This is a genomic window from Allomesorhizobium aridi, from assembly GCF_043769475.1.
In the GTDB taxonomy this organism is placed as follows: domain Bacteria; phylum Pseudomonadota; class Alphaproteobacteria; order Rhizobiales; family Rhizobiaceae; genus Allomesorhizobium.
Genome location: NZ_CP171729.1, coordinates 4267295 through 4282272, shown reverse-complemented (window position 1 = coordinate 4282272; position 14978 = coordinate 4267295). Strand labels below are relative to the sequence as shown.

Below are 14978 nucleotides of genomic sequence, written 5' to 3'. Positions count from 1 at the left end.
CCGACCGGCCCCGCCCACGATGCAGCATCAACCTGTGAGAGCGCCCATGCCGTCCGAAATCGCCGTCGACCTGAACAACAATCCGCTCACCCTGTGGAACGGACCGCTCGGCCTGCCTGATTTCTCCCGCATCGGCAGCGGCGATTTCGGGCCGGTATTCGACGCCGCCCTTGCTACCCATGCGCAAGAGGTCGATGCGATCGCCGGCAGCGCGGATGCGCCCACGGTCGAAAACACGCTGGCCGCACTGGAGCTTGCCGGCGAGCCGCTCGACCGCGTCTCGGCGATCTTCTGGTGCATGGCCGGAGCCAACACCAACGACGCCATCCAGGCGATGGAACGCGAGATTTCGCCGAAAATGGCGCGGCATTTCTCCGCGATCTCGATGAACGCGAAGCTGTTCGCGCGCATCGACGATCTCTACCAGCGCCGGGCGTCGCTCGGCCTCGACCCCGAGACTCTGCGGGTTCTCGAACTGACCTGGAAGCGCTTCGTGAAGGCCGGCGCGAAGCTCGACGAGACCGGAAAGAAGCGCCTTGCGGCGATCAACGAGGAACTTGCGTCGCTCGGCGCGAAATTCGGCCAGAACGTGCTCGCCGACGAACGCGACTGGGTGCTGTTCCTGGACGAAGGAGACCTCGCCGGCCTGCCGGAGTTCCTGAAGAACGCGATGGCAGAGGCAGCCGAGATGCGCGGCCAGAAGGGCCGGTTCGCGGTCACGCTGTCGCGCTCGATCTACGAGCCCTTCACCACCTATTCCGAGCGGCGCGACCTGCGCGAAAAAGGCGTTCCGTGCGTTTGTCGGCCGCGGCGAGACCAGTGGGCCGACCGACAACGGCCAGGTGGTCAAGGACACGCTGCGCCTGCGCGCCGAGAAGGCGAAGCTCGTCGGCTATGACAGCTATGCCGACCTGAAGCTCGACGACACCATGGCCAAAAATCCGCCTACGGTGCTCGAACTGCTTGGACCGGTGTGGAAAAAGGCGCGAGAGAAAGCGGCGATCGACCAGGTCGAACTGGAGCGGCTCGCCGCAGCCGAAGGCAGCAACACCCCGCTCGCGGCCTGGGACTGGCGCCACTACCAGGAAAAGCTGCGCGCCGAAAAATTCGCCTTCGACGAAGCCGAGCTGAAACCCTACCTCCAACTCGAGCGCATCATCGAAGCCTGCTTCGACGTTGCCGGACGGCTGTTCGGCCTGTCTTTCGTGGAAAAGAAGGGCATAGCGGCCTGGCACTCCGACGTGCGCGTCTTCGAGATCAGGAATGCCGACGGCAGCTATCGCGGCCTGTTCATGGCCGACTATTTCGCGCGACCCTCGAAGCGCTCGGGCGCCTGGATGAGCGCGCTCAAGTCGGGCTACAAGCTCGGCGAGGGCTCGACGCCGGTGATCTATAACATCATGAACTTCGCCAAGGCGGCCGAGGGCAAGCCGTGCCTGCTGTCGCTGGACGAGGCAAAGACGCTTTTCCACGAATTCGGCCATGCTCTGCACGGCATGCTGACCAACGTGACCTGGCCGTCGGTCGCTGGAACCTCCGTGCCGCGCGATTTCGTCGAGCTGCCGTCGCAGCTCTACGAGCATTGGCTGACCGTGCCGGAAGTGCTCGAAAAGCACGCGCTGCACTACGAGACCGGCAAGCCGATGCCGAAGGAATTGCTCGACAAGATGCTCGCGGCCCGCACATTCGGCGCGGGTTTCGCCACGGTCGAATTCACCTCGTCGGCGCTGGTCGACATGGCCTATCACTCGCGTTCGGATGCGCCGGAGAACCCGCTCGCCTTCGAAGCGCAGACGCTGGAAAGGATCGGCATGCCCGACGCGATCGCCATGCGTCACCGCACGCCGCACTTCCAGCACATCTTCTCCGGCGACGGCTACTCGGCCGGCTATTATTCATACCTGTGGTCGGAAGTGCTTGACGCCGACGCCTTTGCTGCGTTCGAGGAGACGGGCGACCCGTTCAATCCCGAACTCGCAGAAAAGCTGCGCCGGAATATCTATGCGTCCGGCGGCTCGGCCGATCCGGAGGAACTCTACACCGCGTTCCGGGGCAAAATGCCGACGCCCGACGCGATGCTGAAAAAACGCGGGCTCCTCCCGATGATGGCGGGCGAAGAGCTCTGATCGTAACACCGAACAGACTTCGGGACCGTCATGTAAAATTCATCCATTCGCAATCGTCCTGCAATACAGCGGGGCGAAGGCTCGTCCTGCATGTTCAGCCATCCAGGAGACAGCCATGAACAAAAATCTTTCCAGGCGCGCCTTTGTAACGTCGGCCAGCGCCTTGGGCCTCGTCGGCGCTTCGGGGCTCGCGCTCCCCTATTATTCCCGCGCCAATACGCGGCCAGGCTTCACCCATGGCGTCCAGTCCGGCGACGTCGACACCGTCTCCGGAATGGTCTGGACCCGCGTCGACCGCCCCTCGCGCGTCATGTTCGAAGTGTCGGCCACCGAAAGCTTCTCGAACGCCGTGAAACTGCCGCCGCTCGACGCGACGCCCGAAAGCGATTTTGCCGTGAAGCGGCTTTTGACCGACCTCGCCTCGGACCAGGACATTTTCTACCGCATGACCGCGGTCGACCTTTCGGATGTCAACGCCGTTTCCGAACCGATCGTCGGCCGCTTCAAGACCGCACCCGCCTCGAAGCGCAACATCCGCTTCACCTGGTCCGGAGATACGGTGGGCCAGGGCTGGGGCATCGACGACAAGGGCATGTACACCTATGCGACCATGGCCAGGCACACGCCGGATTTCTTCCTGCATTCCGGCGACACGATCTATGCCGACGGCCCGATTCTGGGCGAAGTCGAGCTGAAGGACGGCACCAAGTGGATCAACAAGGTGCTGACCGACGAAAAGAGCAAAGTCGCCGAGACGCTCGCCGAATATCGCGGCCAGTGGAAATACAACATGCTGGACGAGCATTGCCGCGCCATGAATGCGGTCTGCCCGACATTCTTCCAGTGGGACGACCATGAGGTGGTGAACAACTGGTCGGGTTCGAAGGACCTGTCCAAGGACGACCGCTACACGGAAAAATCGGTGGCGCTGTTGACATCGCGCGCGGCCCGCGCGTTTCACGAAATGACGCCGATCCGCTTCACGCCGGCCGAGCCGGGCCGCGTCTACCGCAAGATCGCCTATGGTCCCCTGCTCGATGTCTTCTTCCTCGACCTCCGTTCCTATCGCGGACCGAATGGCGATGCCGTCGAAACCGAGATGACGCCGCAGTCGCGCATTATCGGCGAGGAACAGCTAAAGTGGCTGAAGCGCGAGCTGGCGAACTCGAAAGCGACCTGGAAGGTCATCGCTTCGGATATGCCGCTCGGCATCATTGTCTGGAACGACGCGAAGAACAAGAAAGGCGCGGAGGCCGTCGCCAACGGGCAGCCAGGTGCGGCTAGCGGCCGCGAGCTGGAGGTCGCCGATCTGCTGCGCTACATCAAGAACGCCGGCATCGACAATACGGTCTGGCTGACTGCGGACGTCCACTACACCGCCGCGCATTACTACAATCCCGAGAAAGCGGCGTTCCAGGACTTCAACCCGTTCTGGGAGTTTGTCTCAGGGCCGCTCCATGCCGGCACCTTCGGGCCCGGGGATCTCGACATGACGTTCGGCCCCGAGCTGAAATATGTGAAGGCGCCGACTGCCGAGCAGGGCCAGAACCTGCCTCCTTCGGCGGGACTGCAGTTCTTCGGGCTCGTCGACATTGACGGAGCAAGTGAGCAAATGACGGTGCGGCTGATGGATCGCGACGACAACGAACTCTACAAGGTCACGCTCGATCCCGTTCATTCGGCCTGAGCGGGCTTCACGGCTGCCGGTCCGCCTTCCGGGCGGATCGGCGCACTAGAGCAAGCCGCCCGATTTCAGAATCGGGCACCTCGCTCTAGCTTTTGTTTTCGCATCGTTTTTTGCCGAAAACCGGCATCCACTTTTCGGCACGATGCTCTAGCGATTGGGATAGCAGTCGAGCGGAATACTTGGCCAGACGGCTTCGGCACACCGGGTTGCGGCCTGCCGCTCCTCAAACGATGCGCTCGCCGGGCCGGTGACCATCGGATCGACGCCGTCCGGCGCATCGGGGAAGGCCTGCTCCGCCGGAGTTTCTGACGACTGCGCGGCAGGGCGTTCCACGTCCCGCGTGCCCATCGAATGCGCCACGCCGATTGCGCCGGCCGCGGAGGCGGAGGCTGCGACAAAGATACCAAGGAGCTTGATTTTGCTGATTGCCATACCACTTGAACCGTTCTGACGCCAAAACGATCCGTTTTGGTTAAGATTTTATTGTCGCATCCCGATGCCTAATTTTCGGTAACCATCGGGGCCTTTCGCATCTGCGAAAAAACATGTATGAGCCCGCCAACCGAAAAGGCGGCGCCGACAATTGTGCGCCCAAGCACCCCTGAGACAGATTCATGAACATCCGCAATATCGCGATCATCGCGCACGTCGACCATGGCAAAACCACTCTCGTCGACCAGCTTCTGAAGCAGTCGGGCTCGTTCCGCGAAAACCAGCGCGTCGCCGAGCGCGCAATGGATCTGAACGATCTGGAAAAGGAACGCGGCATCACCATCCTTGCCAAGGCGACCTCGGTCGACTGGAAGAACACCCGCATCAACATCGTCGACACGCCGGGCCACGCCGATTTCGGCGGCGAGGTCGAGCGCATCCTGTCGATGGTGGATTCGGCCATCGTTCTGGTCGACGCCGCCGAAGGGCCGATGCCGCAGACCAAATTCGTCGTCGGCAAGGCGCTGAAGGTCGGGCTGAAGCCGATCGTGGTGATCAACAAGATCGACCGTCCCGATGCGCGCCATGTCGAGGTGGTCAACGAGGTGTTCGACCTGTTCGCGGCGCTCGACGCGACAGACGAACAGCTCGACTTCCCGATCCTCTACGGCTCGGGCCGTGACGGCTGGGTGTCGGAGAACCCGGAAGGCCCCAAGGATGACGGCCTGGGGCCGCTGTTCGACCTCATCGTCAAGCATGTGCCGGCGCCGACCGTTCATCCCGGCCCGTTCCGCATGATCGGCACGCTGCTGGAAGCCAATCCGTTTCTCGGACGCATCATCACCGGCCGCATCGAATCCGGCACGCTGAAATCGAACCAGCCGGTGAAGGTACTTCACCATGACGGGTCGGTCGTCGAGACCGGGCGCGTTTCGAAAATTCTCGCCTTCCGCGGACTCGAGCGCCAGCCGATCGACGAGGCGCAGGCCGGAGATATCGTCGCGATCGCCGGCCTGTCCAAGGGCACCGTCGCCGACACGTTCTGCGACCCGGCCGTGACCGAGCCGCTGCACGCGCAGCCGATCGATCCGCCGACCGTCACCATGTCGTTCATCGTCAACGACAGTCCGCTGGCCGGCACCGAAGGCGACAAGGTGACCTCCCGCGTCATCCGCGACCGCCTGCTGCGCGAAGCGGAAGGCAATGTCGCGCTGAAGATCGAGGAATCGCCGGACAAGGATCGTTCTTCGTTTCGGGCCGCGGCGAATTGCAGCTCGCGGTGCTGATCGAGACGATGCGCCGCGAAGGTTTTGAACTCGCGGTGTCGCGTCCGCGCGTCGTCATGCAGAAGGGCGAGAACGGCGAATTGCTGGAGCCGGTCGAAGAGGTCGTGATCGACGTCGACGAGGAGCATGCCGGCGTCGTCGTGCAAAAAATGTCGGAGCGCAAAGCCGAGATGGTCGAACTGCGCCCGTCCGGGGGCAACCGCCAGCGCATCGTCTTCCATGCGCCGACGCGGGGCCTGATCGGCTACCAGTCCGAGCTTCTGACCGATACGCGCGGCACGGCGGTGATGAACCGGCTGTTCCACGCCTACGAACCCTACAAGGGCGACATCGCCCAGCGCACCAACGGCGTGCTGATCTCCAACGATTCCGGGGAGTCGGTGGCGTTCGCGATGTGGAACCTGGAAGATCGCGGCCCGATGGTCATCGACGCCGGCGTAAAGGTCTACCAGGGCATGATCATCGGCATCCACAGCCGGGACAACGACCTCGAAGTGAACGTGCTGAAAGGCAAGAAGCTGACCAACATCCGCGCCGCTGGCAAGGACGAGGCTGTCAAGCTGACGCCGCCGATCCGCATGACGCTGGAGCGGGCGCTGGCCTGGATCCAGGACGACGAGCTGGTCGAGGTGACGCCGAAGACCATCCGGCTGCGCAAGCTCTATCTCGACCCGAACGAGCGCAAGCGCTTCGAGAAGTCGGCAAAGGTCGTCGGCGCGGCGTAGGCGCAGCGCCGCTAGCCGATCCCGTCGGAGGGTCGATCCGCGCAGCGGATCCGGATGGGATCGTTGTGGACGTGATCGACATCTCTCCCTTCTCCCCTTGTTGTGGGAGAAGGTGGCCGGGCGGAGCGAGGTCGGATGAGGGGTGTTGCGTGGAGCAACAACAGAGGCGATTGTCTGCGTATCGCTTTGTATATGTCCCATTTTTCTCCGCCTCGTTTCTGCCAACACCCCTCATCCGCCCTCACTTCGTTCAGGCACCTTCTCCCACAAGGGGAGAAGGGAGAGGCGCGCTTCGCCGTCGCCACGCCCGCTTTCGCGTCTGGCCATTTGTGGGAAGCGGCGCATGGCAGCGACGCCTAATCAATTTAATTTAGTGACGCGCTGCCATGCGCCGCCGGCGTTTTCTCCCCTGACCGCTCCCGGCCCATGCCCTGTCCCGGTATTCTGGGACAAGGAGCGGGCGCACAGGTTCGACCCGGGGCCGGAGCGCCCCGCACGACCATGCGGGGATCATCTCCGGCGCCACACTTGCCTGGATGCCGGTCGTGCACACCCGTTCCCACCAGCAAGCTGCCGGGATGCAGTATGGTGGAAGTGGCAGGGGGTGTGGATAAAAGATTCCTTTGCCAAATCGCCAAGCGCTTGAAATCGTTGCAAGGAAACTTCGGCAGCGGCGAAAATCGACCAGGAGCGGACTGGCTTTGTCCACACTTCGTGAGTGGGTGTCGTTGCCGCTTTCGGGAAATCGCGTTCTGGACTGCCGGAGCACTGCCGCGACGATACAGCATGGATCCTTGTCTCTCCGCTGCGTCGCTTTGCTCCTGCTCCGCCCGAGGATGACGAATGGATAGCCAGTTTCGCGCCGATTCTGTTGAAAAAACGCGGCGACTTCTTCAACACAATCGCGCCAATCGCAGCCGTTGCGACTTGCCGGCACGGGGGCAATTCCCTCAGGCCAACCGTCAGGTTATCATGAGGCAGCTTGTCAACGGAGCATCGCAATGGAACTCACCTCGCTTCTCATCTTCGCGGGCGCGCTGTTTGTCGCCGCGGGGTCGCCAGGACCAAGCATCGCCGCGCTGGTCGCGCGGGTGATTTCCAAAGGGTTCCGCGACGTGCTGCCCTTCCTTGCGGCGATGTGGATCGGCGAGGCGATCTGGCTGTCGCTGGCCGTGTTCGGCCTGGCCTTCGTGGCGCAGACCTTTCATGTTGCATTCGTCATCGTGAAATGGGCCGGCGTCGCCTACCTGGCTTATCTCGCCTGGAAAATGTGGACCGCGCCGGTCGCGGTCCGCGACGGCGACATGCCGCGCGAAGATACGCCCTTCAGGCTGTTCTTCGCCGGCATGGCGGTGACGCTCGGCAATCCCAAGATCATGATGTTCTACCTGGCGCTGCTGCCGACCATCATCGACCTCGCTTCGGTGACGCTGGTCGGCTGGCTGGAGCTGACGCTGACCATGGCCGTCGTGCTCATCGCCATCGACGCCGTCTGGGTGATCGCTGCCGCGCAGGCGCGAAAACTGCTCAAGAGCCAACGGGCCATGAAGATCGCCAACCGGGTCAGCGCAACCACCATGGCGGGTGCGGCGGCGGCTATCGCGACGCGGTGAGAGTGGCTGCGGGCATAAGCGCATGCCGCCCTGCCTGCCGAAATCTTCTCCCTATAGCGACGGGGAGAAGCGTCACCGCGCCATTGCGTGATATTCGGCGTTGGGCCGCATATCGATCGCAGCGGCGAGGCGGTTCGACATGTTGAAGAAGGCGGCCGTGGAGGCGATGTCCCAGATGTCGCGGTCGGAAAAGCCGGCCTCGCGCAACGCTGCGCGGTCGCTCTCCTCGATCTTCGCAGGCTCTTCCGTGAGCTTGGCGGAAAAATCCAGCATCGCCTTGTGGCGCGGCGAAAGCGCTGCCGCGCGGTAATTCATCACCATCATCTCGCCCAGCTCCGGATCGCCGGACAGCTGGCGCACCGCCGCGCCATGCGCGGTGAGGCAGTAGTAGCAGTGGTTGATCGAGGAGACGACGACCGCGATCATCTCGCGCTCGAGCTTGGACAGGCCGGAATCGCCGAGCATCAGGTCGTTGTAGGTGTCGGTGAAGGCGCGCAGCTTCTTTTCGTCGAAAGCGTAGGAGAGGAGGACGTTCGGGACGATCCCGAGCTTCTCCTCGCATTTGGCGAAATAGGCCTGCGTGGCCTCGCTCAACCCGGCGGCGGGAAGCTCCAGTGCATGGATGCGCTCGTTCATGGCCGTCATCTCCCTTTCATCAGAAGTTTGCATTTTGCGCCAATGCGCGTGTCGCCAAATGCGGTTCATCTGCTACGATAGACGCAAAAGCATGGGACCGGGGGAGGTTTAAGCATCATGGCATCCAGCGCCAAGGCCAAAGCGGCGGCACCGAGACTCCCCACACCTAAAGCAATAGACGGGCCGGCGCGGCTGGCGGAATACCTGCATGCGCGCACGCCCGCCGAAGACGTCGCCGCCTATGAGCCTGCCGTTCTCGCCAAGGCCGCCGAACTTGCCTATCGCGCGGTCACGAAGCACCACAAGGGCGAGAGCGTCATCGCAATCGACAGCGCCGCCGGCATGGTGCGCGACGGGCGGCCGGTGACGGTTATCACCGTAGTCAACGACAACATGCCCTTCCTGTTCGATTCGGTGCTGGGCGAGATCACCGACACGGCGGGCGAGCCGGCGCTGGTCACGCATCCGGTGATCGTGGTCAGGCACGGGAAGCATGGCGTCGAGGAGATCCTCGGCGACGGCGGCTTTGCCAAGGACCACGACGCCGATCGCCTGAGCGTCATCCACGTCCATATAGGCAGGCTTTCCACAGAAGAGGCCCATGCGCTGCGCGACAGGCTGGCGCGCGTGCTCGGGCAGGTCCGCCACGCGGTCAGCGACTGGAAGCCGATGCTGGCGCGGCTCGACCAGGCGATCCTGGAATTTCGCTATGCCCCGATACCGCTCGACAAGGACGCGGTGACGGAGGCGATAGCGTTCCTGGAATGGCTGCGCGACGACAATTTCACCTTTCTCGGCATGCGCGAGTTTGCCTACAAGGGCGGCGAGAAGAGCGGCACGCTGGAGCGCGCATCCAGCCCCGGCTTGGGCATATTGCACGATCCCAACGTGATGGTGCTGCGGCGTGAGATCGAAGGCGCGACGACGACGCCCGAAATCCGCGCCTTCCTGCACGGGCCCGATCCGCTGATCGTGACCAAGGCCAATGCCAAGTCGGTCGTCCACCGCCGCATCTATCTCGACTACATCGGGGTCAAGACTTACGACAAGAAGGGCGCGCTTTCGGGGGAACTGCGCATAGTCGGCCTGTTCACGTCGACCGCCTATACGCGCTCGGTGATGAAGATCCCCTATCTTCGATCCAAGGCGCAGAAGGTGATCGCCAAATCCGGCTTCGACCCGGGCGACCACTCGGGCAAGGCGCTGATCAACGTGCTCGAATCCTATCCGCGCGACGAACTTTTCCAGATCACGGTGCCGACGCTGCGCAAGCATGCCGAAGCGATCCTCGGGCTGGTGGAGCGGCCGCGCGTGCGGGCCCTGGTACGGGTCGACCAGTTCGACCGCTTCGTCTCGATCCTGGCGTTCGTGCCGCGCGACCGCTACGACAGCCGCGCGCGGGTACGCATCGGCGACTACCTGAAGAACGTGTTCGAGGGGAGGCTGTCGGCCTACTATCCCGCCTTCCCGGAAGGCGGCCTGGCGCGGGTGCATTTCATCATCGGCCGCTCCGGAGGCAAGACGCCGAAGGTCGACCCCAAGAAGATCGAAGCGGAAGTCCGCGACATCGTCCGCACCTGGGAGGACGCGTTGCGGGATGCGGCGGACGCTTCGGGCGCAGGGCCGGAACTGTCGGCCATCGCCGCGAAATTTCCGGAAAGTTATCGCGGCAGCTTCTCGGCGGCCGAGGCGCTGGTCGACGCCCGCCGCATCGCCGCGCTCGACGAGGCCAATCCGATCGCCATCGACTATTACCGGCACGGCGACCAGAAGCCCGAACAGGCGGCGCTGAAGATCTACCATTTCGGCTCGCCGGTGGCGTTGTCGCGCCGCGTGCCGGTGCTGGAGAATATCGGCTTCAGGGTGATCAGCGAGCGCACCTTCGAGGTGGGCGAACGCGAAACCGGCCTGGTGTTCGTGCACGACATGGACCTGGAGAACGCCTTCGGGCAGGCGATAGACCTCAAGGACGGCGGGAAGCTGTTCGAGGACGTGTTCCTGTCGGTGTGGCGCGGCGACGCCGATAATGACGGCTTTAACGGTCTCGCCCAGACGGCCGGCCTGTGGTCGAACGAGATCGCGATCCTGCGAGCCTATGGCCGCTACCTGCAGCAGGCCGGAATCCCGCAGAGCCAGGGTTTCATCGCGGCCGTGCTCAACCGCTATCCCGATATCGCGCGCGGGCTCTATTCGATGTTTGCGGCGCTGTTCGACCCGGCTGCGCAGCGCGACGGTGTTGTGACGGCGCGGCACCTCAAGGCCAAGATCAAGGATGCGCTGGAGGATGTGCCCAATATCGACGACGACACCATCATCAGGCGCTACCTCAATCTCGTTGAATCCTCGTTGCGCAGCAATCATTTCGTTCCCGAAACGAAAGAAAAGGGACAGTCGCTGGCTATCAAGCTGGATTCGCGGGCGATCGACGGGCTGCCGGAGCCGCGGCCGTGGCGCGAGATTTTCGTGTACGGGCCGGAGGTAGAGGGCGTCCATCTGCGCTTCGGGCCGGTGGCGCGCGGCGGCTTGCGCTGGTCGGACCGGGCGCAGGATTACCGCACCGAGGTGCTGGGCCTGGTGAAGGCGCAGCAGGTGAAGAACGCGGTGATCGTGCCCGTCGGGGCCAAGGGCGGTTTCTTCCCGAAGCGCTCGCCGATAGTCGGAACCCGCGAGGCGGCGTTCGAGGCCGGCAAGAAGGCCTACATCAACTTCGTCTCCAGCCTGCTCTCGATTACCGACAATCTCGACGGCGACAAGGTGGTTCCGCCCGAAGGCGTGGTGCGGCGCGACAGCGACGATCCGTATTTCGTCGTCGCCGCCGACAAGGGCACGGCGACCTTCTCCGACACGGCGAACGCGATCAGCCAGGAGCACGGCTTCTGGCTCGACGACGCCTTCGCCTCCGGCGGCTCGGCCGGCTACGACCACAAGAAGATGGGCATCACCGCCAAGGGCGCATGGGAGGCGGTGAAGCGGCATTTCCGCGAGATGAACCGGGACATCCAGACGCAGCCCTTCACGACCGTCGGCGTCGGCGACATGTCGGGCGACGTGTTCGGCAACGGCATGCTGCTCTCCGACCAGACGCGGCTGATCGCCGCCTTCGACCATCGCGACATCTTCATCGACCCGAATCCCGATCCGGTCGCATCGATGGCGGAGCGCAAGCGCATGTTCGACCTGCCGCGCTCGAGCTGGCAGGATTACGACAAGTCGAAGCTTTCACCCGGCGGCATCATTGTTTCGCGGGCGCAGAAGTCGGTGACGCTGCCGCCGCAGGCGGCCGCAGCGATTGGATTGGAAAAGACCGTCGCCTCGCCCGCCGAGATCATGAACGCGATCCTGAAGGCGGATGTCGACCTTCTCTGGTTCGGCGGGATCGGCACCTATGTGAAAGCCACCGGCGAAAGCAACCAGGAGGTCGGCGACCGCGCCAACGACGCCATCCGCGTCACCGCGGCGGAATTGCGCGCCAAGGTGATCGGCGAGGGCGCCAATCTAGGCGTGACCCAGCGCGGACGCATCGAGTTCGGCCTGCGCGGCGGCGCCTGCAACTCCGATGCGATCGACAATTCGGGCGGCGTCAACTCGTCGGACGTCGAGGTCAATATCAAGATCGCGCTGGCCGCGGCCATGCGCAAGGGGTCGCTGACGCGGCCGGCGCGCAACAAGCTGCTCGCCGAAATGACGGCGGAAGTCGGCCGGCTGGTGCTGGCCAATAATTACCAGCAGACGCTGGCGCTGTCGCTGCAGCGCAGGCGCGGCCTCGCCGACCTCGCGCACCAGGCCCGCTTCATGACCGCGCTGGAGGCGCGCGGGCTGCTCGACCGGGCGGTCGAGACGCTGCCGTCGCCCGCCGTGCTGGCCGAGCGCGAGGCGCGCGGCGAGCCGCTGACCCGGGCGGAACTCGGCGTGCTGCTCGCCTACGCCAAGATCGTGCTGTTTTCCGACATCGTGGCGAGCTCCGTGCCGGACGACCCGCATTTCGACCGCGACCTGATGGCGTATTTCCCCGACCGCATGGACAAGAAATACACGGCCGAGATACGCGGCCACAGGCTGCGCCGCGAGATCATCACACGCGTCGTCGCCAACGATCTGGTCAATCGCGGCGGCCCGTCCTTCGTTAGCCGGCTGCAAGATATGACTGGACGCCAGGCCGACGATGTGGTGCGCGCCTTCGCGGTGGTGCGGGACGGGTTTTCGCTGGCGTCGCTCTACGGCGAAATCGATGCGCTCGACAACAAGATTGACGGGCAGGTGCAGCTCGACCTCTACCAGACGGTAGGCCGGCTGATCTACAATACGAGCGCCTGGCTGTTGAAGAACGACACGGGAACCGCGCCGCTCGGCCAGCGCATCGGCGAGCTGCAGGAAGCGCGCAAGGCGCTGGAGCCGAAATTCGCCGAGCTGATGCCGTCCTTCACGGCGGCGAAGCTGGCCGAGCGCCGGTTGGGCTTTGTCGTGGCTGGCGCGCCGGAAATGCTTGCCGACAGGCTGGCGCTGATCGACGTGGCGGCGCTGATCCCCGATATCGCGCTGGTTTCCAGGACGGCCAAGGCCGATATAGTGGCGGCGGCGCGGGCGTTCTTTGCGGTGAGCGAGGCGTTCCGCATTGCCCGCATCGAGGAGGCCGCGCGCTCGATCTCGCCGCCTGAGTATTATGACGGGCTGGCGCTGTCGCGCGCGACCGACATGATCGGCGCGGCAAGGCGCGGAATCGCGGTGGCGGCGCTGACGGCTTTCGGCAAGTCCGACGACCCGGTCGCGCGCTGGCTCGAAGCCGGAGGCGAGCGGATCGCGCGCACCCGCGAGCGGCTGCAGGCGCTGACCGAGGGCGGCGACATCACCGTGTCGCGCCTGTCGGTGGCGTCCGGGCTGATGGGTGACCTGACGGGGATCTAGAGTCGATTGCATCTCTCCTGCCGGTCATCCGGTGCGGGTTGGGCCGCTTCCGATGCTCGCCTGTTGTAGTACGCTCCGCTTCGTTCTGGACAAACCACGCCACATGCTTCGGCAGTGCGAACCAACAGACTCCTGGAGGAAAAGCCGAAATGGTCGAGGTAAAGCGGGACGCGGCGACGCGGCGCGGCATATGGGGCTGGATGCTGTTCGACTGGGCGCAGCAGCCCTACCACACGCTGATCATCACCTTCGTGTTCGCGCCGTATTTCGCCTCCGCGGTCGCCTCGGATGCGGCGCGGGGCCAGGAACTCTGGGGCTACGCAGCCGGCATAGGCGGGATGCTGATCGCCTTCTCGTCGCCGGTTCTAGGCGCGATCGCCGATGCATCCGGCCCGCGCAAGCCCTGGGTATTCGGCTTCTCAGTCATCGGCGTCATAGGCTGCTGGCTGCTCTGGTATGCCGTGCCGGGCATGGAAAGCACAGCGTTGATCATGGTCGCCATCGTGCTGGCGCTGGTGGGGATGGAATTCGCGGCGGTGTTCAACAACGGCATGATGGCCGACCTGGTGCCGCGCGCCGAGCTCGGCCGGCTGTCGGGCTCGGCCTGGGCGCTGGGCTATCTCGGCGGGCTGGTCTCGCTGATCATCGTCCTCGGCTTCCTGGCCGGGCAGCCCGTCACCGGCAAGACGCTGATTGGACTGGAGCCGTTGTTCGGGCTTGACGCCGCCACTCGCGAGGGCGATCGCGCTTCTGGCCCGCTCACCGCAATCTGGTACGTCATCTTCGTGCTGCCGATGTTCTTGTGGACACCAGATGTCAAGCGCAAGGCGGCTGTGAAAGGCGCGGTGTCGCGCGGCTTGGCCGAACTCGGCAAGACAATGCGCCGCCTGCCTTCGGAGCGCAGCTACTTCAGCTTCCTGATGTCGTCGATGTTCTACCGCGACGCGCTCAACGCGCTCTATTCGTTCGGCGGCATCTACGCGGCGGGCGTGCTCGGCTGGTCGATCGTGCAGATCGGCATATTCGGCATCATCGCCAATCTGACGGGCGCGATCGGAGCTTGGCTCGGGGGCCGCGCAGACCAGGCGTTCGGGCCGAAGGCGGTGGTCAGCGGCTCGATCGTGATCCTGACGATCTGCTGCATCCTGGTGATCTCGACGACCCGTACCGAGGTTCTGTTCATGACAGTCGCGGCCGAGGGCAGCCAGACCAACGTGCCAGACATCATGTTCTACATCGCCGGCGCGTTCATAGGCGCTGCCGGCGGCTCGATCCAGGCGGCGTCACGCACGCTGCTGGTGGATCAGGTCGAAAAGGACAAGGTGACCGAAGCGTTCGGCCTCTACGCGCTGTCGGGCCGCGCGACCAGCTTCATCGGGCCGCTGGCGATCGCGTTCGCGACCGCCTTCTTCGCGTCGGAAGCGCTCGACCTGTCGAACCAGGATGCGCAGCGCCTTGGCGTCACGCCGATCATCGCGCTTTTCATGGTCGGGCTGGTGCTGCTGCCTTGGGTGAAGAGCAGGCAATATGAGGTGGCGCGGGCGTGAATACCCTCCCCTTGCGTTGCGGGG

At 64.1% G+C, this 14978-nt stretch carries 6 protein-coding genes and 2 pseudogenes; 6 read left to right on the top strand and 2 right to left on the bottom strand.

Going from position 1 to position 14978, the window contains the following annotated elements; genetic code table 11:
• The first annotated feature begins 46 nt into the window (after nt 1-46).
• Together ACG873_RS23115 and ACG873_RS23110 are read left to right on the top strand one after the other, a co-directional pair.
• Nucleotides 47-2126: pseudogene (locus ACG873_RS23115) on the top strand (M3 family metallopeptidase).
• A gap of 115 nt (nt 2127-2241) precedes the next feature.
• The gene (locus ACG873_RS23110) at nt 2242-3813 is read left to right on the top strand and encodes an alkaline phosphatase D family protein (protein WP_394887957.1); all 1572 of its coding nucleotides are present in this window, start codon (nt 2242-2244) and stop codon (nt 3811-3813) included.
• A gap of 147 nt (nt 3814-3960) precedes the next feature.
• Here ACG873_RS23110 and ACG873_RS23105 read toward each other — a convergent pair whose 3' ends face one another.
• Nucleotides 3961-4245 (bottom strand): hypothetical protein, encoded by a 285-nt coding sequence (locus tag ACG873_RS23105; RefSeq protein ID WP_394887955.1) that lies wholly within the window; start codon nt 4243-4245, stop codon nt 3961-3963.
• 182 nt (nt 4246-4427) lie between these two features.
• Here ACG873_RS23105 and typA point away from each other — a divergent pair.
• Nucleotides 4428-6256 (top strand): annotated as a pseudogene (gene typA / locus ACG873_RS23100) (translational GTPase TypA).
• Nucleotides 6257-7257: 1001 nt separating this feature from the next.
• Nucleotides 7258-7869, top strand: a complete 612-nt coding sequence (locus tag ACG873_RS23095; protein ID WP_394887953.1) for a LysE family translocator — start codon at nt 7258-7260, stop codon at nt 7867-7869.
• A gap of 72 nt (nt 7870-7941) precedes the next feature.
• Here ACG873_RS23095 and ACG873_RS23090 read toward each other — a convergent pair whose 3' ends face one another.
• Nucleotides 7942-8505 carry a peroxidase-related enzyme gene (locus ACG873_RS23090; protein WP_394887951.1) on the bottom strand — a complete coding sequence of 188 codons (564 nt, stop codon included), beginning with the start codon at nt 8503-8505 and terminating at the stop codon, nt 7942-7944.
• A 117-nt stretch (nt 8506-8622) separates the two neighbouring features.
• Here ACG873_RS23090 and ACG873_RS23085 point away from each other — a divergent pair, with 117 nt between their 5' ends.
• Together ACG873_RS23085 and ACG873_RS23080 are read left to right on the top strand one after the other, a co-directional pair.
• Nucleotides 8623-13407, top strand: a complete 4785-nt coding sequence (locus ACG873_RS23085; protein ID WP_394887950.1) for an NAD-glutamate dehydrogenase — start codon at nt 8623-8625, stop codon at nt 13405-13407.
• Between the two features lie 149 nt (nt 13408-13556).
• Complete coding sequence (locus ACG873_RS23080; RefSeq protein WP_394887948.1) at nt 13557-14954, top strand: MFS transporter; 1398 nt, start codon at nt 13557-13559, stop codon at nt 14952-14954.
• Nucleotides 14955-14978 lie beyond the last annotated feature (24 nt).

What these genes read in the sequence shown, in the direction of transcription:
- ACG873_RS23080 (WP_394887948.1), top strand. Translation starts at nt 13,557, where the DNA reads ATGGTCGAGGTAAAGCGGGACGCGGCGACGCGGCGCGGCATATGGGGC.
- ACG873_RS23105 (WP_394887955.1), bottom strand. Translation starts at nt 4,245, where the DNA reads ATGGCAATCAGCAAAATCAAGCTCCTTGGTATCTTTGTCGCAGCCTCC.
- ACG873_RS23095 (WP_394887953.1), top strand. Translation starts at nt 7,258, where the DNA reads ATGGAACTCACCTCGCTTCTCATCTTCGCGGGCGCGCTGTTTGTCGCC.
- ACG873_RS23110 (WP_394887957.1), top strand. Translation starts at nt 2,242, where the DNA reads ATGAACAAAAATCTTTCCAGGCGCGCCTTTGTAACGTCGGCCAGCGCC.
- ACG873_RS23090 (WP_394887951.1), bottom strand. Translation starts at nt 8,505, where the DNA reads ATGAACGAGCGCATCCATGCACTGGAGCTTCCCGCCGCCGGGTTGAGC.
- ACG873_RS23085 (WP_394887950.1), top strand. Translation starts at nt 8,623, where the DNA reads ATGGCATCCAGCGCCAAGGCCAAAGCGGCGGCACCGAGACTCCCCACA.